Annotated in this window: 18 protein-coding genes; 12 read left to right on the top strand and 6 right to left on the bottom strand. The window is 66.3% G+C overall.

Going from position 1 to position 21,635, the window contains the following annotated elements; all coding sequences use genetic code 11:
- Positions 1-3: 3 nt before the first annotated feature.
- Positions 4-849, bottom strand: coding sequence for an alpha/beta fold hydrolase (locus L5G32_RS13765; RefSeq protein ID WP_237011626.1), 846 nt, complete (start codon positions 847-849; stop codon positions 4-6).
- Positions 850-901: 52 nt separating this feature from the next.
- Positions 902-1,594, bottom strand: coding sequence for a nitroreductase (locus tag L5G32_RS13760; RefSeq protein ID WP_237011625.1), 693 nt, complete (start codon positions 1,592-1,594; stop codon positions 902-904).
- A 147-nt stretch (positions 1,595-1,741) separates the two neighbouring features.
- Here L5G32_RS13760 and L5G32_RS13755 point away from each other — a divergent pair, with 147 nt between their 5' ends.
- The 3 genes from L5G32_RS13755 (at position 1,742) to L5G32_RS13745 (ending at position 5,104) form a co-directional block, all read left to right on the top strand.
- A complete protein-coding gene (locus tag L5G32_RS13755; RefSeq protein ID WP_237011624.1) occupies positions 1,742-3,046 on the top strand; it encodes an oxygenase MpaB family protein in 1,305 nt (434 codons plus the stop codon).
- Positions 3,043-4,200: a CaiB/BaiF CoA transferase family protein gene (locus L5G32_RS13750; protein ID WP_237011623.1), complete on the top strand. Its 1,158-nt coding sequence runs from the start codon at positions 3,043-3,045 to the stop codon at positions 4,198-4,200. The genes L5G32_RS13755 and L5G32_RS13750 overlap by 4 nt, the downstream gene beginning before the upstream one ends.
- Before the next feature lie 103 nt (positions 4,201-4,303).
- Positions 4,304-5,104 (top strand): SDR family oxidoreductase, encoded by an 801-nt coding sequence (locus L5G32_RS13745; RefSeq protein WP_237011622.1) that lies wholly within the window; start codon positions 4,304-4,306, stop codon positions 5,102-5,104.
- Positions 5,105-5,182: 78 nt separating this feature from the next.
- Here the strand turns inward: L5G32_RS13745 and L5G32_RS13740 are convergent, their stop codons facing one another.
- The 4 genes from L5G32_RS13740 to L5G32_RS13725 all read right to left on the bottom strand — a co-directional run bounded on the left by L5G32_RS13740 (position 5,183) and on the right by L5G32_RS13725 (position 11,399).
- On the bottom strand, positions 5,183-6,322 hold the full coding sequence (locus L5G32_RS13740; RefSeq protein ID WP_237011621.1) for an acyl-CoA dehydrogenase family protein: 1,140 nt from the start codon (positions 6,320-6,322) through the stop codon (positions 5,183-5,185).
- Positions 6,323-6,325: 3 nt separating this feature from the next.
- Positions 6,326-7,486, bottom strand: a complete 1,161-nt coding sequence (locus L5G32_RS13735) for an acyl-CoA dehydrogenase family protein (protein ID WP_237011649.1) — start codon at positions 7,484-7,486, stop codon at positions 6,326-6,328.
- Between the two features lie 48 nt (positions 7,487-7,534).
- Positions 7,535-10,174: an AMP-binding protein gene (locus tag L5G32_RS13730; RefSeq protein WP_237011620.1), complete on the bottom strand. Its 2,640-nt coding sequence runs from the start codon at positions 10,172-10,174 to the stop codon at positions 7,535-7,537.
- Between the two features lie 313 nt (positions 10,175-10,487).
- Positions 10,488-11,399, bottom strand: coding sequence for an alpha/beta fold hydrolase (locus L5G32_RS13725; RefSeq protein ID WP_237011619.1), 912 nt, complete (start codon positions 11,397-11,399; stop codon positions 10,488-10,490).
- Positions 11,400-11,467: 68 nt separating this feature from the next.
- Between L5G32_RS13725 and L5G32_RS13720 the strand changes: the two genes are divergently transcribed.
- The 9 genes from L5G32_RS13720 (at position 11,468) to L5G32_RS13680 (ending at position 21,635) form a co-directional block, all read left to right on the top strand.
- The gene (locus tag L5G32_RS13720; protein WP_237011618.1) at positions 11,468-13,465 is read left to right on the top strand and encodes a flavin-containing monooxygenase; all 1,998 of its coding nucleotides are present in this window, start codon (positions 11,468-11,470) and stop codon (positions 13,463-13,465) included.
- Between the two features lie 56 nt (positions 13,466-13,521).
- Entirely contained in the window at positions 13,522-15,363 is a 1,842-nt protein-coding gene (locus L5G32_RS13715) for an AMP-dependent synthetase/ligase (RefSeq protein WP_237011617.1), read from the top strand.
- 181 nt (positions 15,364-15,544) lie between these two features.
- Positions 15,545-16,363 (top strand): crotonase/enoyl-CoA hydratase family protein, encoded by an 819-nt coding sequence (locus L5G32_RS13710; protein WP_237011616.1) that lies wholly within the window; start codon positions 15,545-15,547, stop codon positions 16,361-16,363.
- 122 nt (positions 16,364-16,485) lie between these two features.
- Positions 16,486-17,670, top strand: a complete 1,185-nt coding sequence (locus tag L5G32_RS13705; protein ID WP_237011615.1) for an aromatic ring-hydroxylating oxygenase subunit alpha — start codon at positions 16,486-16,488, stop codon at positions 17,668-17,670.
- Positions 17,667-18,482, top strand: coding sequence for an N-acetyltransferase (locus L5G32_RS13700; protein WP_237011614.1), 816 nt, complete (start codon positions 17,667-17,669; stop codon positions 18,480-18,482). Before L5G32_RS13705 ends, L5G32_RS13700 begins: the two co-directional genes overlap by 4 nt.
- Entirely contained in the window at positions 18,479-19,999 is a 1,521-nt protein-coding gene (locus L5G32_RS13695) for a class I adenylate-forming enzyme family protein (protein ID WP_237011613.1), read from the top strand. Before L5G32_RS13700 ends, L5G32_RS13695 begins: the two co-directional genes overlap by 4 nt.
- A 5-nt stretch (positions 20,000-20,004) precedes the next feature.
- Complete coding sequence (locus tag L5G32_RS13690) at positions 20,005-20,613, top strand: TetR/AcrR family transcriptional regulator (protein WP_237011612.1); 609 nt, start codon at positions 20,005-20,007, stop codon at positions 20,611-20,613.
- Between the two features lie 273 nt (positions 20,614-20,886).
- On the top strand, positions 20,887-21,210 hold the full coding sequence (locus tag L5G32_RS13685) for a hypothetical protein (RefSeq protein WP_237011611.1): 324 nt from the start codon (positions 20,887-20,889) through the stop codon (positions 21,208-21,210).
- A 65-nt stretch (positions 21,211-21,275) separates the two neighbouring features.
- Positions 21,276-21,635 (top strand): Zn-ribbon domain-containing OB-fold protein, encoded by a 360-nt coding sequence (locus L5G32_RS13680; protein ID WP_237011648.1) that lies wholly within the window; start codon positions 21,276-21,278, stop codon positions 21,633-21,635.

The raw sequence follows: 21,635 nt of genomic DNA, 5'->3' as shown, positions 1-21,635 counted from the left end.
ACACTACGTCTGAACAGTGACGGCAGTTCGCCCCGTGATTGCTACGCGCCCCGTGACTGCGGCGAGCAACTCGCTGTCGAAGTCGTCCGCACACTCGAGCATCGGATAGTGCCCGCAGTCGAACTCCACGAGTCGACTGCCTAGGCGGTCCGCGACCCACCGAGCGCCGCGCAGCGACAACGCCGGGTCGGCGACGCCGACGAGGGCCGTGACCGGAACTGACAGTCCGTCGAGCACGTGGGTCTGATCGGTGCACATCAACGTCCGCATCGCGGCACGCCCCGCCCAACTCGGCGTCTGCAGCGAGACCCGATGGAGCCAGTCCAGAACCGCAGGTGCGGGAGGCTCTTTGAACGGATCGCCGACAGCCTTACGCCGCAACAGGATTCGATTCGCATGCTCGGCGGCGAGGATCTGCTCAAGCGGACCGTCCGCTGGCACACCGAAGGGAAACGACTCCGTTCGCGAGGCCGCGACGCCGTTCGAGGCCACCATCACGACGGCATCGACTCGGTCGGGGTGATCATGCGCGGCGCGCAGTGCGACCATGCCGCCGAGCGACCATCCGACGACGACGGCGGACGAGATGTCCAGGGCGTCGAGCACGCCGATCGCATCCTCGGTCAGGTCGGTGATGTCGTATCCCGAGAGCGGCGCGTCCGAGTCTCCGTGTCCGCGCTGATCCATCGCGATCGCACGATGCCCGGCTTCGGCGACGATCCGCAACTGGCGGTCCCACACCTCGCCGGACAGGCTCCACCCGTGAATGAAGAGCACCGGCGGACCCTCGCCCACTTCTCGCACACTGATTCGAGTCCCACTCGCGGTCGCGACCAGTCGCTGAGTCATTCCTTCTCCTTCAATACGTTCGGTGACGGCCTGCCGCCGAGTGAGTTCACCGTCAGCCGACGAACGTAGCGACGTCGGCGACGGTGCAGCGATCGGTCCGGTAGTTGTTGACGACGTGGTCGGGGTCCGCATATCCGAAGGAGATGCCGATCACGACGAGCCGATCCTCTGGCAGATCGAAGAACGCTCGCAGGACCGGAGCCTGCGTCGCGAGGGCTGCTTGCGGAATGCTCGCGATTCCGCGGCTGTGGGCGGCGAGCAGGAAGTTGTTCACGAACAACCCACAGTCCACCGCCCCGTAGGTGCCGAGGCTGCGATCCGTGGTCAGGACCGCGACGTGCGGCGCGTCGAAGAAGTCGAAGTTTCGGAGCGTCTGCTGCGCCGACGCCGCGCGGTCGCCCTTGTCGATCCCCAAGCTCTCATACAGCTGCCAGGCACTGGCGCGCCTGCGGTCGCGGTAGACGCCGTCGTACGAGCCCGGGAATGGCAGGTCGGGCTGCTCGGACGGACCTTCGGTAATCGCTGCGGCCAACGCCGCGCGGAGGTCGTCGGTCCGGCCACCCGAGGTCACGTGCAGGTGCCACGGCTGAGTGTTGCACCACGAGGGCGTCCGCCGCGCGACGTCGAGCACGCGCTCGATCTCGTCACGCGGCACCGGATCGGGCAGGAACGCTCGGCAACTCCACCGGGTGGCGAGCAACTCCTCTAGCACGGCGGTCGCCGAGTCGTCGGAATCGGAAGTCATGGGGTCTCCTGTCGATCGGCCAATACCACTGAACACCTAACTAGACATTGAGTGTAGACATAGTGTCCGGTTGGGTCTACCCTCGATGTAACAGTCGTCACAAAGATCCGATCAAGGACATCCGATCACGCACAGGAGGCACATCTGATGACCACCGAGCCGCTCACCTTCCGCGGTGACCTCGACGTCCCCGAAGGGCTGCCGAAGGGCATCGACCTCGGCCGAATGAACAACGTCGACAAGGCCGTCGCCATGTACGGGCGTTCCGAGGTCGAGACCATGACAGATCACGCTCTCCTTGCCGACGACTACGCCTACCGGGCGTTCCTCGACTTCAAAGACAAGAGCAACTCGATGAACTGGCGGACGTTCGACACCGCAGTCGAACACGGCATCGACGCGCTGGACGATGTGACTCCCGGCGTCGCGGCACTGTTCGAACAGATGGAGACGGTCCCCGACTGGGTCGACTTCGACCAGCTGTACCGGGGCGCGGTCGCGTTCTGGCGCGCCGGACTGATCGTCCAGCCGATCCTCGCCTGGGGAACCATCGCAGGCGGGTTCTCGATGTACAGCGCTACCCGACCAGTCCTCTTCAGCGGCCGCCTCCGTAAAGCAGACAAGGTCGGCACGCGGCTGGTCGAGAGCTTCCGTTATGTCGTCGCCGCATACACGCCGGGCGGCATGCAGCGATTCGAGGAGGGCTTCCGACTCACCGCCAAGGTCCGGATGATCCACGCCGCCGTACGACACGGTCTGAGCACCTCAGATGCGTGGGACTGGGCCGACTGGGGCATCCCGATCAACAACATGGACTCGATGGTCACGCAGGCCGGTCAGTTCGGCGTCAAGTTCACCGACGCCGTCCAAGCCTCGGGCATTCGGTTCTCCGATCGCGAACTCGAAGACATCTTCGCGTTGTCTCGCTACGTGGGTTGGGTGATCGGCGTGCCGCCCGAACTTCTGCACACCGGCTACGAGGACGCGCGCCGCAAGACCGATCTGCACACCATGCTCGAACTGCCGCCGGACGAGTTGTGCCGCGACGTCGTCGACTCCGTCATCAGGTTCAGCATCGAGCACCCGCCGGGCGACGTCGAAGTCCTGCCCGGCCCGATCGCGAAGGTCATGACCAACGACCGGCGTCTCAAGCTCGCCTACGGACTGCTGCGCGAATGGCTGCCGGCCGATGTCATGGATGCACTCGGCGCGGAGAAGACGCCATGGCGACACATTCTGCCTGCGGCCCGCCCGCTCATCCGAGTCGCCGACCGCATCCAGCGGGCCCTGCCGCACGACGACGAGAAGGCGGCGTTCACGCTCCTGCACAACTTCAACGACGCCATTGCGGTACCCGACGGCGACACCTCGCACGAGGTGGCCAACCCGGAAGAGGTCGGAGCCGACATCGCCGCCAACAAGGGCGGTATGCCGACGGTGAAACAGGGGTGAGTTCCCGACAGCATCCCCCTCCCCTGGCCGGAGTCCGCGTCATCGAACTCGCGGGCATCGGCCCCGGGCCGTTCGCCGCGATGATGCTCGCTGATCTCGGAGCCGACGTCGTCTGCGTGGACCGGCCCGGCGGCAATCCGTGGGCAGTCGCGGGCCACGACATCATGTTCCGCAGTCGGCGCCACCTCGCCGTCGACCTGAAAACGGCCGACGGCGCAGCAGTGGTCCGCCGCCTGTGCTCGACGGCCGACGGCCTCATCGAGACGTTCCGCCCCGGTGTCGCAGAACATCTCGGGGTCGGTCCCGAGGAGTGCCGAGCGGTGAACCCCGACCTGGTGTACGGCCGAATGACGGGCTGGGGTCAGACCGGGCCGATGGCTGCGATGCCCGGTCACGACATCAACTACATCGCGCTGACCGGAGCACTTCACGCGATCGGTCGCGAGGGACAGCCACCCGTGCCGCCGTTGAATCTGGTCGGCGACTTCGGCGGCGGCGGAATGCTTCTCGGCTTCGGCATGGTGTCCGGGATCCTCGCCGCACGTGGCGGCGGAGGAGGACGCGTCGTCGACGCCGCGATGATCGACGGTGTGTCGGCACTCATGGCGATGTGGCACTCGTACCGCGCGGAGGGCGAGTTCTCGACCGAACGCGGCACTCATCTGCTCGACACCGGCGCGTTCTTCTACGACACGTATCTCACCCGAGACGGACACTGGGTCAGCATCGGCGCCATCGAGGCGCAGTTCTGGGCCGAACTGTGCGATGTCCTAGCCCTGCCCGACGAGGTCCGACACAACCAGTTCGACCGCAGCCGCTGGGACGAGTTCCGAGGCGTGCTCGCCGCCGCGGTCAGTGAGCGCACTCGCGACGAGTTGGACGTCGCCTTCGCTGGGCGCAACACCTGCTACGCACCGGTGCTACCGCTTGCGGAGGCCGTCGAGCATCCTCACCACGTCGCCCGCGGCACCTTCCTCGAGGTCGACGACGTCGTCCAACCGGCTCCAGCACCGCGGTTCGACGGTGTGCCGCCGACGACTCCGAGGAGCCGCCGGTCGCCGGGGGCCGACAGTCGAGAGGTCTTGGCGGACGCCGGGTTCAGCGATGCCGAGATAGACGAGCTGACGGCCGCTGGCGTCACCTCGCTCGATTGACTGTTTTCACGGGTCGAAGCCCCGGAACGCCTGACGTTCCGTACGGTCACACGGGTAGTCGTACCGCGGGCCGGCAGTACCCGAGCTTTGGAGGAGGAGCCCAGTGAAGCCAGCAGAACTGTTCGACATCAGCGGTTCGACGGCCCTGGTGACCGGCGGCACCAGCGGAATCGGGAAGATGATCGCCGCTGGGTTGGCCGCGGCCGGTGCACACGTCGTCATCGCATCGCGAAAGGCCCAAGCGGTCACGGACACCGTCGCGGACCTCACCGAACTCGGCGTCGTCACCGGCATTGTGGGCGACGTGTCGACACCCGACTCTGCGCGTGCACTCGGCGCCGAAGTCGTTGCGGTGCACCCGAAACTGAACATTCTCGTCAACAATGCCGGTGTCACGTGGGGCGCGCCGCTCGAGGAGTTCCCCGACTACGGCTGGGAGAAGGTCCTCAGCACCAACCTCGCCGGGGTGTTTCATCTGACCGTCGCCTTGCTTCCCGCGCTGCGCGCCGCCCGCCAGAATGACGATCGCGCCTCGATAATCAACATCGGCTCGGTGGACGGCATCAATGTTCCGGAGATGGACAGCTTCAGCTACAGCGCCAGCAAGGCCGGGCTGCACCAACTCACCCGACATCTCGCGAAGAAGCTTGCGCCCGAAGCGATCACCGCGAATGCGATCGCGCCGGGGCCATTCGAGTCTCGTATGATGCGCTTCATCACCGACGATCCGGAATCCCTAGATCGCGTTCGCGCGAGCGTCCCACTCGGGAGACTCGGCGAACCAGACGACATCGCAGGCCTGACTATATTCCTGGCCTCGGCAGCGGGTCGATACCTCACCGGAACGGTCATCCCCCTCGACGGCGGCGGGGTGGGATGCGGCAGTCCGGCACGACTCGGATAGCCGCTGTTCACACCACGTCGACCCCGCGCCCGCGAGGGCTCCGGGGTCGACCTAGCAGCCGGCTGTGCGACGGCGCCGCTACAGCCCCAACGAGCGCCCCACGATCTCGCGCATGATCTCGTTCGTACCGCCGTAGATCCGCTGTACTCGCGCGTCCCGCCAGCGGCGGGCAACCTCGAATTCCTCCATATAGCCGTAGCCGCCGTGGATCTGCAGGCACGTGTCGAGTGCCTCGAACTCCAACTCAGTGGTCCAGAACTTCGCACCGGCAGCCTCGGCCGCGGTCAGTTCTCCCGCGTTTGCGGCCGCGATGCATCGGTCGATGTAGACCCTCGCGATGGACACTTTGGTGGAGAGTTCGGCGAGTGTGAATCGGTTCGCTTGGAAGCTGCCGATCGGTTTGCCGAACGCCGTGCGTTCCGATGCGTACGCGACCGCCGTCTCCAGTGCGTACTCAGCGCTCGCGGTTGCCACCACCGCCATCGAAAGGCGTTCCTGCGCAAGGTTGCCCATCATGTAATGCAGGCCTGATCCCGGTTCACCCAGCACGTCGGCGTCGGGTACGAAGACGTCGGCGAAGAACAGTTCGGCGGTGTCTTGCGCCCGGCGACCGATCTTGTCGAGTTTGCGCCCCTTCTCGAATCCGTCTGCGCCGGCTGCGACTACGAACAAGCCGAACCCGCCGCCGTCGTCCTCGGGGATCCGCGCAGCGACGATCACCAGGTCGGCCTGAATGCCGCTGGTGATGAACGTCTTCGATCCGGTGAGACGCCAGCCGCCGTCGTCGCGGACGGCCGTGGTCTTGATCGCGCGCAGGTCCGACCCGGTTCCGGGTTCGGACATCGCGATCGCGATCACGGTGTCACCGGCGGTGATGCCCGGCAGCCATCGCTCCTGCTGTTGCGGTGTGGCGATGTCCAGGTAGTACGGAAGGACGATGTCGTTGGTGAGCGAGAAGCCGTCGCCGACCGCGCCGGTGCGGACGATCTCCTCGTCGATCACCGCGTTGAATCGGAAATCACGCAGCCCTGCTCCCCCGTATTCCTCGGGTGCAGAGAAGGCGACCATTCCGTGAGCCGCTGCCGCAGACCAGAACTTTCGATCGACCAGTCCCGCCGACTCCCAGTCAGCGGTATGGGGTACCGCTTCTTTGATCAAGAAGGCGCGTACGGTCTCTCGGAACTGTTCGTGTTCGGTCTCGAAGATTGTGCGCTTCATATCTCAGACACCCATCGACTTTCCGATGATCTCTTTCATTATCTCGCTGGTGCCGCCGTAAATCCGCTGGACGCGCGCATCGACGTACGCGCGAGCGATCGGAAACTCCGCCATGTATCCGTATCCGCCGAACATCTGCAGGCACTTGTCCACGACGACGCCCTGGGCCTCGGTCGCCGCCAACTTCGCCATCGCGGCGCGGTCGGCGCTCAACGTCCCGTCGACGTGCGACGCGAGGCAGTCCGCGACGAACGTGCGCACCACCTCGGCCTGCACGTGGCAGTCCGCGAGGGTGAATCGCGTGTTCTGATTGGCCGACAACGGTTTGCCGAACGCGGTCCGTTCGGTCACATACTCCGAGGCGAGCTCTACGGCCCGCGCGGCGGCCGCGGCACTCGCAACAGCGATCGTCAACCGTTCCTGTGGAAGGTTCGAGACCAGCGCCTTGAACCCGGATCCCAACTCGCCGAGGATATTCGACACAGGCACGCGAGCGTCGTCGAAGAACAGTTCGGCGGTGTCCTGCGCATGCATGCCGATCTTGTCGAGATTGCGACCCCGAGTGAACCCCGGTGTGTCACGCTCGACCACGATCAAGGACAGGCCACTGTGCCGGTCGCCGTCGCTCTCGGTCCGAGCGGCGACGATGACGAGATCGGCATTGATGCCGTTCGAGATGAAGGTCTTGGCTCCGTTGATCACGAACTCGTCGCCGTCTCGAACCGCCGTCGTCGCGATGCCTGCCAGGTCCGAACCGGTACCGGGTTCGGTCATCGCGATCGCTGCGATCAACTGACCGGAGGCGAGCCCCGGCAGCCATCGGCGACGCTGATCGGCGTCTGCATAACGCAGAAAGTACGGAATGCAGATGTCATTGTGCAGGTTGACCCCGAATGACATCACGCCCGCGCGCGCCACTTCTTCCGCGATGACGGCGTTGAACCGGAAGTCATCGACGCCCCCGCCGCCGAATTCCTCCCCTATCGCCATTCCGAGGAATCCATGAGACCCCGCTTCGGCGAACATCTCCCGCGGAAAAGCACCCTGCTTCTCCCATGTGTCGTAGTGGGGCACGACTCGGGTCTCCAGGAACTTTCGGAAGCTAGAGCGGAATTCTTCGTGATCTCCGCTGTACACCGATCGCGACGGACGTTCAGTAGTCATTGCAGTCATCAGAACACCATACACCTTGTCTATATAGCTTGTCTCTCGCTATTTCGTCGACAGCTTTCCTGCCACGAGACGACTCAGCGCAGCCATGTCTGGGCGATACCAACGGCTCAGCGGAATCCGGTCGACTTCGACTACGACCACGTTCGACGCCGCACCGGACATGCCGGCGAGCACCGTGCGGGCACGTGCCGTGTCGAGTCGCGTCCCGTCGCTCGTCGCGATGGCCGCGAACAGTCGTCCGTCGAGTGAACCGACGACCACCATCGCGACGTCGGGCAGCGACGAGAGGGCGTCCTCGACCGTGCGAGGCCGCAGTGGGCCGTCGTCGCCGACGACGACGTCACTCGCCCGACCCAACGGCCACAGATCGCCGTCGGCGTCTGCGTAGAAGTCCTCACCGGTGTCGATCCACGCGTCGTGCGGACCGAATACCCCGCGCATCGGCGCGTCCTCCCATTGCGGTCGCTCGCGGTCCGCGGCGACGAGGAGGCGTGCCGGAGCGGTCGACTTCGCGCGAACTAGGTAGCCGCCCGCGTCGTATCGCAGACCGCCCGTCGCCGGATCGATTGCGGCCAACTCGGTCCGCGCAGTGCCTGGAAGGCACCTCCCCACCGACCCGATCTTGCGACCGGAGACCTCGGCGAGGATGGCGTCCGTGCGCACCGGAGCGAAGAACTCAAGCACGCGTGCCTCACCGAAGCGGTCGACTACTCTGTGCCACAACGCCACCGGCATCCCCGATCCGATGAACAGCCGAATCGGATGATGAGTCTCTTCGACCCGGTTCGGCTCAGCCACGAGAAGCGACAGCATGCTCCACGTGTAGGGCACGACCGTCGCGCCGTACTGCCTCACGTCGGTCCAGAACCGCTCGGGATCGAACTCGTCAGTCAGGGCGAGCCGTGCGCCCGCCGCGACCGGAGCCGCGGTAGCCAACAACAGACCTGACGGGTGATACATGGGGTTGGCCGCGTACACCGTGTCGGCTTCAGTGAGTGCCGCCGCCGACGCGGCCCCGTAAGCCGACAGCGCCCAGCGACTGTTGCTGACCGGCAGCGCGCGGATGCCTTCTGCGCCGTCGCCGAAGAGAACGAACCCGAGGTCGCGGCCACGGCCGGGATCGGTCCTGAACCACTGCGGGACCCGAACCAGCGAGGAGTCGACGGCATCGAGTTCCGATACGCCCGCGGCACCACCGCTCGTCTGCTCACCCGCCGGGCCGACCAGATGCACTGTGACATCGAGTCCCACGACCACCGGCAGGTGTTCACCGTCGACGACGATCCGCCGGGCTCGGCCGAGCCGAGCCTCGGTCGCAGTGTCGCTGCCGGGCCGCAGGAGAACGGCGACCGCACCGATGCGACTCAGTGCCGCGGCCGTAGACAGGAGTACCGCTCCGGAGGAGACGAGCACCCCGACGTGCTCCCCTCTCCGCACGCCGACGTGTAGAAGCCGCAATACCAGGTCGTCGATCTCGCGCCGGATGTCCTCACGCGAATAGGCATGGCCCCGATAGAACAGACAGACGGCGTCTGGGTCCTGCTCGTGCGACTGGGCCAGCAGACTCCCGTAGGAGACCGTCGTCGTCGGTCCGACCCGCTCGAGTCGGATCAGTCTGGGGATCTGCTCGACGGCCTCGTTCGCCAGATCGGTCAGCGTGCCGCCGACCCGGTCGAGGACGCCTTTTGCGAGACCTAGAGCTGCGAGCGCACCCGCCGTCCCCACGTTGACCACCTGGCGCACGATGCTCCCGCCGGGCGGTCGAGGCCGCGCCTGCATGCCGCCGTCGCGTGCGTCGACGATCTTCGCCGGACGCTCGCCGCGACCGCTCGTCCACTCGACCCATTCGGTGACTGTCGGCCAAGTCTCGCGATTCGCACGGGAGCCCACACCGAGCCCGAAGTGCCCGGTCGGGATGCAGCACTCCCACACGTCTGCGTACGGCAGACCTTTGACCACGTCACGCACCGCGCGCGGCGGCGCGAAGGCGTCGTACTGTCCGGTAAAGATCAGCACCGGACAGGTCACGTCGGCGAGCGTCACGACCCGGCCGTCGAAGACCAGTCCCCCGCGCACGAAGCGCTCGTTGGTCATCGACTCCATCACCTCCGCGATCGCGGGACCGGGGAACGTGATCCACCCCTCACGTGCCAAGAAGCGTCGCTGGCGTTCTCGAGGCAGCAGTGCATCCCGGTCCCCGAGTGCGGCGAGGTACTGCACACGCTGTTTGGCGGTGGCGACCGGCGACGTCCAGCTGAACAGGTTGGCCGCCGCCCACCCGGGCAGCCCCGTCTTGGACAGCACGTCGACACCGAAGCGCGAGATCGCGGCGAACACCTCCTCCGGCAGGTCGACGCCGGGCAGCGAGAGCGGTTCCATCGGGCTTCCGAGCGCGAATATGCTTGCGACACCGTCCGTCCGGCGCAGTGCGGTGGCTTGATAGCAGAACAGGCCGCCCTGCGAGTAGCCACCGATGTGCACGTCGGATCCAGAGATCTCACGGACCTTGGCGATCGCATCGGAGACCGCGAGGACGTGATCGGTCACGGTGCGCTGCCGTCCGCCGGGTTCAGCAGCCGGGTCTCCGAAGTCGACGACCCATGGATCGCGCCCCACCTGGTGCAAGAACCCGACCGCACTCGTCGACGGCGACACGTCCCAGACGTCGGCGCTGAGCATGAGGGGAGGAACCAGGAGTACCGGCGCCCGAACGGCGCCCTCGTCGTCAACGGCCTCGCCCGAGAAGTAGCGGCGCAGGTCAACAATGGCGTGCGCATGACGATGTCGAACGGCGACGGCTCCTCGCCGGTCTCCAGCCCGCCGAAGCGGAGATACTCGACGACGTTCGCCGCAGTGCGAGCGGCGTGGCTCAACGTGGCCCACGGCCCGCCGTCGTTCCGCGTCGGTCCGTGCTGGTCAGATTCCGGCTGGTCTGATTCGGGCATGTCGGGACTTCCTGTTCGTCAGCGAGATTCGGTGGGGTGTGGCGGCCTCAGCCGCGGGCGAGGTCCACTGCGTCTCCGATCGCGTCTGCGACGACGTCGGGAGCCTCGATCTGCGGAAGATGCCCACTGCCGGGAACGACGAGGAGGCGAGAGTCGGTGACCGCGTCGATGAGCGCATCTGCGCCACCGACGTCGCATACCGGGTCGGCCGACCCCCATACGAGGATGATCGGCCGGGTCATCGTCGAGAAGTCCAAACAGCCGGCCTGCACCTCGGCCATGAGTCTTCTGCCGATGACTCCGATCCGTCGGAAGTCACGCATCCCGTCGTAATGCGACCCGAACCGCCAGGCGTTGCACAGGCCTGGAGCGAGTCGCACACGGTAATAGGCCGCGATGAGCGTCTGCACATAGATCGCCGGATAGGGCACCCTGTACGCCACCCTCAGCGCGGGCAGTAGGCGGTCCAGTGCTCCGCTCATCGTGTGCAGCACCGGATGGAACCCAAGACCCGCCGGAGCCAGTGCGACCACTGCCCCCACGTCGGACCGGTCGGTCCCCGCGCGTAACGCGAGAGTGGCGCCCATCGAATTGCCGACCACGACCGCCGGAATCGGATCTGCGGCCGAGCCAGTGTCCGCGGGACCGTTGCTCGGGTGCAGCACCTGTAGCGCCGCGGTGATGAATCCGTCGTACTCGTCGAGCAGATCCGTGCGTCCGACGCCGCTGGCTGCGCCGAAGCCCGGAAGATCGACGGCGGCAGCTCGCTGCCCTCGCGCAGCCAGTTCGAGAAGCAGTGGACGCCATGTGTCGGCACTGTCGGCGAAGCCGTGCAGCAGCAAGACCAGCGGGCCGTGACCCGACACCTCTAGAACTCGAGTTCGGTAGTCGCCCACTGTAATTCGTGTGTCGACGATCTGCGCTTCGGCCATCACGTCCTGCTTGCACTCCAAGAACATCTATGGACTCCGTCCGGTCTTGCGATTGTGATTGACACCACGTCTGAACAGATTGTATGGTCAAGCGTATGCCGCAGTCCAGTAACTTCCCTGATTCCAACTGGGGCGCACAGCCCGCCGGCGCGTTCGCTCCGTCCCCCGACTTCACCGAGACCGAGCTCGACTCCGCTCTCGCAGAGGCGAATCTGCCGATCCTGCTCGGATCTCTGGCCTTGCTAACCGGCGACGACAAGTGGATCCGCGACCCCTATCTGCCGACGGCTCCCACCGATCTCGGCGACCACGATTCGGGTGGGTTCGACGAGGCGACGGCCGCCCGGATTCGCGACAACGCACGCGAGGTGCTCCTCCGGTGGCAGTCGGGCGAGCTGACGGCGCCGACAGATCCGCCCGCACCCGAGCGCGTCGCGGCTATCCTCTCGGTCATGCTCGCCGAGCCGATTGGCCCCGAGTACGGCCCGCTGCTCGCCGAGGAGATGGGGCTCGCGCCGCGGCACACCGAGCCCGAACAGGCGTCGACGACGCCGTTCCACGTCGTCATCATCGGGGCGGGAATCTCCGGACTGGCGATGGCGGTTCGGTTGGGGCAGGCCGGGATCGACTACACGATCATCGACAAGAACGACTCCGTCGGCGGCACCTGGCACGAGAACGTCTACCCCGGTTGCGGTGTGGACACCCCGAGCTACCTCTACGCCCTTTCCTTCGACCCCAAACCCGACTGGTCGGGATACTTCGCACCGCAGTCCGAGCTCAACACCTATTGGAACCAACTCGCCGCCCGTCACGGCGTCGACGAGCACGCGCGTTTCGGCACCAAGGTGCACGTCGCATCGTACGACGAGGACGCATCGACCTGGACCGTCACCATCGGCCCGGCCGACGGCGACGAGCCGACCGAGGCCATTGCCGCCGACGTCGTCGTCAGCGCGGTCGGGCTCCTCAATCAGCCGAGCGTCCCGAGGATTCCGGGCCTCGACGATTTCGCCGGGCCTGCTCTGCATACCGCCCGGTGGGACGACGCTGTCAGCCTCGAAGGCAAGCGCGTCGCGGTGATCGGCACCGGGGCCAGCGCGATGCAGTTCGTTCCGGCGAGCGCCGAGATCGCGGATCAGGTCACCGTGTTCCAGCGGACTCCGCAGTGGGCGATGCCACACCCGTTGAAGGGTGAGTCGGTCGACGACGCCAAGCACTTCCTGAACGCCCATGTCCCCTTCTACGTGGCGTGGTACCGCTCCCGCCTGTTCTGGCGGATGGGCGACAAGGTGTGGAAGCTACTGCAGGTCGACCCCGAGTACCCCCACCTCGGTCGCGCGGTCAACAAGGCCAACGATCGGCTGCGAGCGCATCTGACCGCCTACATCGAGCACGAGTTGGCCCGGCACCCCGACCTCCTGGCCAAGAGCGTGCCCGACTACCCGCCGTACGGGAAGCGCCTGCTGATCGACGCGGGCTGGTTCCGCACGCTCACCCGGGACAACGTCGACCTGGTCACCGACGGCATCGAGGCCATCACCCCCACGGGGGTCCGGACCGCCGACGGGGTCGAGCACGAAGCCGACGTCCTCGTGCTCGCGACCGGGTTCAAAGCCGTCGACGTACTCGCGTCGATCGAGGTCAAGGGCCGCGACGGCCGCGACCTGCACGAGACATGGGGCGAAGGAGACGGCCGCGCCTACTTGGGCATCACCGTCCCCGGGTTCCCGAACTTCTTCTGCTTGTACGGACCCAACACCAACACGGGACACGGCGGCACCGTCATCGCAGGCACGGAGATGCAGGTCCAGCACGTCACGTCCCTCATCTCGTCGATGATCGACCGCAGACTGGCGAGCATCGAGGTCCGCGAGGACGTGCACGACGCATACAACACCGAACTCGATGAGGCGATGGCGTCCACCGTGTGGGACTTCGGCGGAACCACCACCTATTACCGCAACGACCGCGGTCGCATCGTGACCAACAGTCCGTGGCGCTACGTCGACTACTGGTCGCGAGTGCACGAGCCGAACGAGGCCGACTTCATCGTCACCGAGAAGACTCCCGCCTCCGCCCAGACGTCCTGAACCTCTCGCTCGCCCCGATCCCACACCCTGTCGATCCACTCCAGATGAGGCCACACATGTCCAGTGCACAGACCACCGACACCGTCACCGCGGCTCCCGGCGTCGCCTGTTCCACCCTGCCCGCCGCGTTTCAGGCGACCGCAGCGAACCGCGCAGACCAGGCCGCGCTCATCGCCTTCGGTGAAGACCGGGAACTCTCATGGAGTGAGTACGCCACAGCCGTCGAGGAAGTCGCAGGCGGGCTGGCCTCGCTCGGCATCGGACGCGGCGACACGGTCGCAGTGATGGCGCCCAACAGTCCCGAGTTCCACATCGTCGACATGGCCGCGTTGCATCTCGCCGCCACGCCGTTCTCCATCTACCTGACGTCGGCGCCCGACCAGATCAGTTACCTGTTCGGCAACGCCGAGAACTCGGTCGTGGTGGCCCAGCGCCGGTTCCTCGACGTCATCGCGCGCTCGGAGGCTCCCGCACTCCGGTACGTCGTGGTGCTCGATCCCGATGACGACCTCCCCTCGACGGTCGGCGCCGCACAGGTTCTCTCGCTCGACGACCTCCGGACCCGCACGCCTGCCGAATTCGACTACGCCGCAACATGGTCGGACGTGTCGCCGGACGACGTGGCCACCTTGATCTACACCTCGGGCACTACCGGCGCACCCAAAGGCGTCGAACTCACCCACGCGAACCTGATGTTCGTCATGCACACGTGCAATCAGCGCTTCCCCTTCGCCGTCGACGGCGCGGCTATCTCGTACCTGCCTACCGCGCATGCCGCGGACCGGGTGTTCTCGCACTATTTGGCGACGGTGACCGGATGGCCGATCACCACCGTCGGCGATGCATCGCAGGTGTTCGCGGCGGTGGCCGCCGCTCACCCGTCGTGGTTCCTCGGCGTCCCCCGAATCTGGGAGAAGCTGCGGGCTGCTCTTCTGGCCCGGTTCAGCGCAGCGTCCGACACCGCGAACGGACCGAACGTGTTGGCCGCCGTCGACACCGCGACGTCACGCGTCCGGCTGCAGCAGAGTCGGTCCGACGTACCCGCCGACATGGAGGCCGCGGTCGCCCACGCCGACGCGGAGATCTTCGCCGGACTCCGTGAACAGCTCGGGTTCGACCGAGTCGCACTGCTGATGACGGGCGCCGCACCGATCGCACCCGCCGTGCACGAGTTCTTCCTGGCGCTCGGCCTGCCGCTGCAGGAAGGCTTCGGCATGTCGGAGACGGGCGCACTCGGTTTCACCAACATCCCGACCGACATCCGGGTCGGCAAGGTCGGACTGGCTCAGCCCGGCACGGAGGCCAAGCTCGCTGCGGACGGCGAGCTGCTGCTGCGAGGCGCTCACGTGATGCGGGGCTACCGCAAGGACCCCAAGAAGACCGCCGAGGCGATCGACGCCGACGGGTGGTTGTACACCGGGGACATCGCCACCATCGACGACGACGGCTGGGTCACCATCGTCGACCGCAAGAAGGAACTGATCATCAACGCGGCGGGAAAGAACATGTCGCCGGTCAACATCGAGGGCAAGCTCAAGAGCGCGAACCCGCTCATCGGCCAGGCGTGCGTGATCGGTGATCGACGACCCTACAACGTGGCACTGGTGGTCATCGACCCTGATGCGGCGCGCACGTTCGCTGCCGCTCACGGGTACGCCGACACCTCGCCCGCCGCGATCGTGAACGATCCCGACCTGATCGCCGCCGTCGACGCAGCCGTCGAGACCGCGAACTCGCAACTCTCGCGCATCGAACAGATCAAGGCATATCGCATCCTCGACGACGAGTGGCTTCCCGACTCGGAGGAACTCACTCCGACGATGAAGCTCAAGCGTCGCGGGGTCGCATCGAAGTACTCCGACGTTATCGAGGAGATCTACGCGGCGTCCCAGCGCTGATCACCTCATCCCAACGGTACTTTCTCCGGACGGTCTCCCCGCATTCGCTGCTCCTCGTCACTACCGAACGCCAGCCCCGGTAAATCTATCGCTATAAGATTTACGACACCGGAGTTCGATCGAACCCCAAAGTGCACTTCGCAACCGACGAAGCCGCCGACGACGACCGATGGAGACCCCCATGAACGCACCCGAGTACACGCGAGCCGACGAACCCGCCGTCCTCGTCGAGAATCGCGGTCACGTCGCCGTGATCACGATCAACCGACCGGAGGCGCGCAACGCCGTGAACTCCGCCGTCGCCGACGGACTCGGCGAAGCCCTCGAGCAGGCTGACACCGACCCCGAGATCCGTGCGATCGTATTGACCGGCGCCGGAGACAAGTCGTTCTGCGCAGGTGCCGACCTCAAGGCGATCTCGCGCGGCGAGAGCATCGACGCGACCGACAAGACCCGCCGGAAGTGGGGATTCGCAGGCGTCGTGACACATCCGATCAGCACCCCGCTCATCGCAGCCGTCAACGGCACAGCACTCGGCGGGGGCACCGAACTCGTCCTGGCCAGCGACCTGGCGGTCGCCGCCGAACGTGCGACATTCGGACTCCCCGAGGTCAGGCGCGGCATCATCGCCGCAGCAGGCGGCGCGTTCCGCATCGTCGCGGCGCTGCCAAAGAAGGCAGGCATGGAGATTCTGCTCACCGGCCGTGCCGTCTCGGCCGCCCACGCCGCCGACCTCGGACTCGTGAACCGCGTCGTACCGGACACCGACGTCGTCGACGCAGCGATCGAACTCGCCGAAGAGATCGCCGCCAACGCCCCACTGGCAGTCCAGGCGTCCAAGCGGCTCGCACTCGGCATCGTCGACGGCACGGTGCCTGCCGAGAGCGATCGGTGGGCGGCCAACAAGTCGGAGATCCGCGCAGTGTTCTCCAGCAGGGACGCGCAGGAGGGCCCGCGCGCATTCGCCGAGAAACGCGCACCAGCGTGGCGCGCCGAATAGGTGACGGCACGAGGCCCCATCGACTCGACGGTTGACGGCAATAAACTAATACCATTAGTCTAATGCCACACCCGCCGTCAGTGTCGGTGATCACAGCCACCCACTCGTCACAGGAGGTCGCCATGACCGTTGCCATCGACATCAATCATCTGAGGACACGCGCGTTGCGCAACCTGCTCGGCCATCTAGACGGGTCGACCACCGACCTGTGGCCAGAGGTCGCGGGATCGGCCGCACCCGATTTCGCCGACCCGCTCCGGGCCGAACTCGAGCGCGACCGGATCTTCGGCACAGTGCCGTTCATTGCCGCGCATTCGTCCGAAATCGCGCGCAAGAACGACTTCGTGACTGTGGAACTTCCGCGCAACAAGGTGATTCTGATCCGGCAGCGCGACGGTGGGGTCAAGGCCATGATCAATTCGTGCCGCCACCGCGGAGCCGAACTCGTCGCCGAGGAGTCTGGTCGGTGCCGTCTGTTCTCCTGCCCGTACCACCGGTGGTCCTACGACCCGTCGGGCGAACTGCGCACCGTCACCCTGGACGACACCTTCGGCGACTTCGACCGATCGCAGTACGGCCTCGTCCAGATCCCAGTCGAGGAGCGACACGGATTCATCTGGGTCGTCGACGACCCGAACCGCAGCATCGACGTCGCCGCTTGGCTCGGCCCGGAGATGGACGCGATCATGGCGTCGTACGACATCGGCGACCTCGTGAGCATCGACCCCCACACCTACCGCCGGCCGACCAACTGGAAGATCATGCAGGACGGCTTCCTGGACAACTACCACGTCAAGTACGCGCACCCGAACACCGCCGGGAAGATGCTCCACACCAACGCCGTCGCATTGGAGGACTTCGGTCGCTCGTTCTGGTTCCTCACCGCTCGTAAGACTCTCGACCAGTACATCGGCCAGGACGTCGAATGGGACGAGTCCTTCGAGGCGCACACCATCGAGAGTTGCTTCCTCGGCCCGAACACGATGCTGCTCAAGCATGCGACGCACTTCGAGTTGCTGACGTTTCGACCGGTCGGAGCCGACCCCAACCAATCGATCATGCAGATGCGCATCATGGCCCCGTCGGTCGAGGCCAGCGGACTCGAGCCCGCCCATTGGGAGAAGAGGTGGGCCAAGAACTGGGGACTCCTCATCGCGATCCTGCACGATGAGGACTTCCCGATTCTCGACGGTTCACAGCGGTCGATGAACAATCTGGATGCGGGACCGATGCTGCTGGGGCGCAACGAGATCGCCAGCCACATGTTCCGCAGGCTGATCGCCGACCTGATCGGTGCACCCCGATGACGAGGGTGCGAACCGATGACGCCGCTGCAGACGATCCACTGGTGACCCTGGAGTTCTACGACGGCCCGCCTCGCCAGACCGCCCGAGAACTGATCGCCGCCGCGCGGGCCGTGGACGAAGAGATGAGCTTTGCGTCGCAGCGCGGCAGACGGACAGCACCGGCGACATCGACCGTCGAGGTCCGGACCGGACTGCACCGATGGTCGCTCCCCGCGGCCGACCGGTCCCGTCTCGCGGGGGTGATGACAGACCGCCCCGGTTCGTCGGCGAGAGTCCTCGACGTCGTGATCGCGCCGGAGTACCGCTCAACCGGCGTCGCGACAGCGGCGATCGAACGAACTCGCATCGAAGGCTGGTTCGCCGCACCCGGCGTGTCGGACTTCGTCGTCGCGTGCGCATACGGATCACACCCGGCAGCGCTGCGCCTGGCCCGTCGTTTCGGCGCGATCACCGTGGGCGAGCGACACCATATGGTGCTGCCGGCGATGTCGGCGTACCGCGCTCCGACTGCGGACACGTCGCACGACTCCGCGTCGGTGTCCGGCGATCGTTGGGGCGCCCTCGCCGAGCGCGTCGTCGACGACGTGGTCGACGGAACGGGCTCAATCGATCTCGCCTGCGGCGGGCCCGCGGTCCACACCCCTGCGACGATCCACGACGCGGTCACTCGACTGTTCGCAGCGGGCGCCACTTCGATAGAGGCGGCCGTCGACGGCCGCGACGACGAGCTGATCGACCTCCTTCGGTCGGCCGCCTTCGGTCACGACCGAACCGACGTTCTCATTCAATTCGACCCGAGGATCACCCCGTGAACACCAGCATTCTCCGACCACTGTCCGCATGGGCCGTCCGCCGACCCGACGAACTCGCGGTCGCGTGCGACGACACGAGACTGACCTGGCGCGAACTCGATGCCGCCTCGACGCGGGCGGCAGCCGAACTCGCCGACGAGCACCAGGTCGCACAGCACGACCGCGTCGCGATCCTGGGCCGCCCCGGCACCGAGTGGGTGGTGGCCGCACTCGGTGCGATCCGGCTCGGCGCCGTCGTCTGTCCGCTCAACGAGCGCAGCGGCCCAGCCGACCTCGCCCAGTCCGTCGCCCAGACCACGCCGAGTGTCATCGTCGTGGCCGACGCGTTTCGTGCCGGGGTCGCCGATCTGGACGTGCCGACCACCGACCTCGCTCGTGTCGGCCGACCCGAAGGATCGACCGCGACGGCGCCACAGGTGAAGGTCGACGGCTCCGACCCGGTCGCAGTGCTTGCGACGTCCGGATCGACGGGCGCACCGAAAGGCGTCGTCTTCACACACGACTCGCTGGCGAGCAGCTTCTTCGAATGGTGCCTGGCCGAACCCGCGTTCCTCCATGCCCGAGCGTTGAGCGTCAGTTCGATGGCCTTCGGCGCGGGCCTCCTCAACGGCTTCCTCGGCCCGCTGGTGCTCGGCGGAAGCATCGTCTACCTCCCCGAGTGGGACCCGTCCGTTGCCTTGGCTCTCATCCGAGACCACGACGTGAATCACCTCGGAGCCACCACGTTGTTCTACGAGCAGATGGCGGCGCACCCCGACTTCGACGACGCCGATCTGTCGTCGTTGACCATCGCTTTCACCGGCGGCAACCCGGTCACCGCCGACCTCATCCGGCAGTGGGGCGCGAAGGGCATCGGGCTTCGCCAGGTGTACGGGCTCACCGAGTCGCAATCACACGTGACGCTGCCGACCGCCGAACTCGCGATGACGCATCCAGACAGCGTCGGCATCGGCGGGGTCCTGAACGAGTTCGACATCGTCGGCGCCGACGGGGCCTCGTGCGGCCCGGACGAGCCGGGCGAGATCGTCATCTCCGGTCCCGGCATGGCTGCCGGCTACTGGCGGAACCCCGAACTGACCGAGGAGACGTTCGGCGGCGGACAACTGAGGACCGGCGACATCGGCGTGCGCGATACTCAGGGACGCATCCGGGTCGTCGGCCGTACCAAGGACATCATCATCTCGGGCGGCATCAACATCTACGCCGCGGAACTGGAGCGCGTCATCTCGGAGATGCCTGCGGTGGCCGAGGTTGCGGTGATCGGTGTCTCCGACACCGAGTTCGGCGAGACACCCGCAGCCCTGATCCGCACCGTCGACGGTGAGGAGCTGACGTCGTCCGACGTCGTCGAGCACTGCCGATCCCGGTTGTCGTCGTACAAGGCTCCGCGTTACGTCGAATTCCTCGCCGACCCCCTCCCGCGCACCGCTGGGATGAAGATCCGTAAAGGCTTGCTGCGCAGCGACTATGCCGACCTGCCCGCACGAGGTACGAGGATCTCCTCGCGTAGAGTCTGACCCTTGTGGGACGCAAACCGCTGATCCAGCGTGAGACAGTCGCCCGCGCGGCGGTGGAGATCGTCGACGCGGACGGCCCCGCGGCGCTGAGTCTGGAGCGGATCGCGACGCGGCTCGGTGTGAAGGCTCCATCGTTGTACAACCACTTCGCCGATAAGACCGAGATCCTCGAAGAGGCCGCACGGACCATCGTGCTTGAGACACCCGAGCACGCCGACGTCGTCGACGGCGACTGGATCGAATGGCTCGTCGACGGCACGATAGCCTTCCGCGGAGTCCTCCTGGCCCACGCCCGGTCGGTGCCGCTCGTCGTCGAGAACTTTCCTCGACGCCTCCTCGAACGGCTGTACGCACTGCATTGCCGGATCCTGCAGGACAACGGAGTGCCGGTCGCTGACCAGATGTTCATCGTCGAGAGCGTGCACCGGATGACCATCGGCTCGGCGATGTGCGCGGCGACGGGCCGACCCGCCATGTCCGCACCTATCGATCCCGACCAGTTCGACCCCGACGTCGTCGCGTCCCTGACCTCAGGCGAGTGGGACGACGACCGTCTGTTCGTGGAGTCCGTCCGCACGTTCCTGCACGGAGTCCGCGCACGCCGAGGTCAGTGATTCGCCCGCGCGAGTTCAACGCTGCGGCGCGCAGCACGGTGCTCGCGTCGAGGAGTATCGCCTCGACCCCCGCTTGATCGATCCAGTCGCGGCCGCCCTTAGCCTCTCGCGGGCCGCATCGAACCGGCCACTGGACTAATACCGTTAGATTTACCACAACCGGCCCCCGCAATCGCGAAACCCTTCTCACGCCTGCGGATTCTTGCTAATTTTATCTATAGTCATTAGCTTTATCGACGACGTACCGCACCCGAGAGAGAGCAGGAGCAGCACATGCCGGAGTCCGATCTCGACCAGTTCCGTCAGATCTACGAACGGCACGTCGAGCACGTGCGGGTCGGCGACACGAAGGCCGCGATCGCGGAGATGGTCAGCGCAAACGTGCCCGCCGTGTTCGACGGAGTCGACGTTCCCCGCTCCGCTGTCGAGAGCGTCGAGATCGTCGATGTCCGGGCCGACGGCGATCTTCGCATCGGGGAGGCGGTCTACCGCCTCCCCGACCGCACGATCGGCCTGCGCTCGATCTGGGAGCACCACGGCGGTCGCTGGCTGGCCGCGGGGCTCGAGAACTTCGACCCGCTGGGGAGCGACGCGTGAGCACCGACCAGAACTATCCGTGGGGTCCCGCGGCCGACGGTCTGGACCAGCCGTACTGGGACGGAATGATCGCAGGTGAACTGCGGTTGCAGCGCTGCAACCAGTGCCGCACGTGGATCTGGGGACCACAGTGGATCTGCGGACGATGCCACGCACTCGAACCTGGCTGGGAGGCTGTGGAGCCGACCGGCGTCGTCTACGCATGGTCGCGCAGTCACTACCCGTTCATTCGCGAGTACGCCGATCGCGCACCGTATGTGACCGCCCTCGTCGAACTCCCTCGCGCGGGTGGTCGACGGGTCCTCGGCCTGATGCCCGACGCACACGAGATACGTATCGGCGATGCGGTCGAGGGCCGTTTCGAACTCGACGAGGACGCGACGTGGCCGCTGTTGCGGTGGTACCCGTCCGAGACCAGGAGGTAG

The organism is Gordonia zhenghanii, from assembly GCF_021738965.1.
Classification (GTDB): Bacteria; Actinomycetota; Actinomycetes; order Mycobacteriales; family Mycobacteriaceae; genus Gordonia; species Gordonia zhenghanii.
Note: the sequence above shows the minus strand (reverse complement) of the source record. Positions and strands in the feature narration are given on the sequence as shown.

Excerpts from the sequence above, each read along its gene's own strand:
- L5G32_RS13735 (WP_237011649.1), bottom strand. The coding sequence starts at position 7,486 with ATGACTACTGAACGTCCGTCGCGATCGGTGTACAGCGGAGATCACGAA.
- L5G32_RS13680 (WP_237011648.1), top strand. The coding sequence starts at position 21,276 with ATGATCGCAGGTGAACTGCGGTTGCAGCGCTGCAACCAGTGCCGCACG.
- L5G32_RS13765 (WP_237011626.1), bottom strand. The coding sequence starts at position 849 with ATGACTCAGCGACTGGTCGCGACCGCGAGTGGGACTCGAATCAGTGTG.
- L5G32_RS13685 (WP_237011611.1), top strand. The coding sequence starts at position 20,887 with ATGCCGGAGTCCGATCTCGACCAGTTCCGTCAGATCTACGAACGGCAC.
- L5G32_RS13725 (WP_237011619.1), bottom strand. The coding sequence starts at position 11,399 with ATGTTCTTGGAGTGCAAGCAGGACGTGATGGCCGAAGCGCAGATCGTC.
- L5G32_RS13720 (WP_237011618.1), top strand. The coding sequence starts at position 11,468 with ATGCCGCAGTCCAGTAACTTCCCTGATTCCAACTGGGGCGCACAGCCC.
- L5G32_RS13705 (WP_237011615.1), top strand. The coding sequence starts at position 16,486 with ATGACCGTTGCCATCGACATCAATCATCTGAGGACACGCGCGTTGCGC.
- L5G32_RS13710 (WP_237011616.1), top strand. The coding sequence starts at position 15,545 with ATGAACGCACCCGAGTACACGCGAGCCGACGAACCCGCCGTCCTCGTC.
- L5G32_RS13740 (WP_237011621.1), bottom strand. The coding sequence starts at position 6,322 with ATGAAGCGCACAATCTTCGAGACCGAACACGAACAGTTCCGAGAGACC.
- L5G32_RS13755 (WP_237011624.1), top strand. The coding sequence starts at position 1,742 with ATGACCACCGAGCCGCTCACCTTCCGCGGTGACCTCGACGTCCCCGAA.
- L5G32_RS13730 (WP_237011620.1), bottom strand. The coding sequence starts at position 10,174 with ATGCTCAGCGCCGACGTCTGGGACGTGTCGCCGTCGACGAGTGCGGTC.
- L5G32_RS13700 (WP_237011614.1), top strand. The coding sequence starts at position 17,667 with ATGACGAGGGTGCGAACCGATGACGCCGCTGCAGACGATCCACTGGTG.
- L5G32_RS13715 (WP_237011617.1), top strand. The coding sequence starts at position 13,522 with ATGTCCAGTGCACAGACCACCGACACCGTCACCGCGGCTCCCGGCGTC.
- L5G32_RS13760 (WP_237011625.1), bottom strand. The coding sequence starts at position 1,594 with ATGACTTCCGATTCCGACGACTCGGCGACCGCCGTGCTAGAGGAGTTG.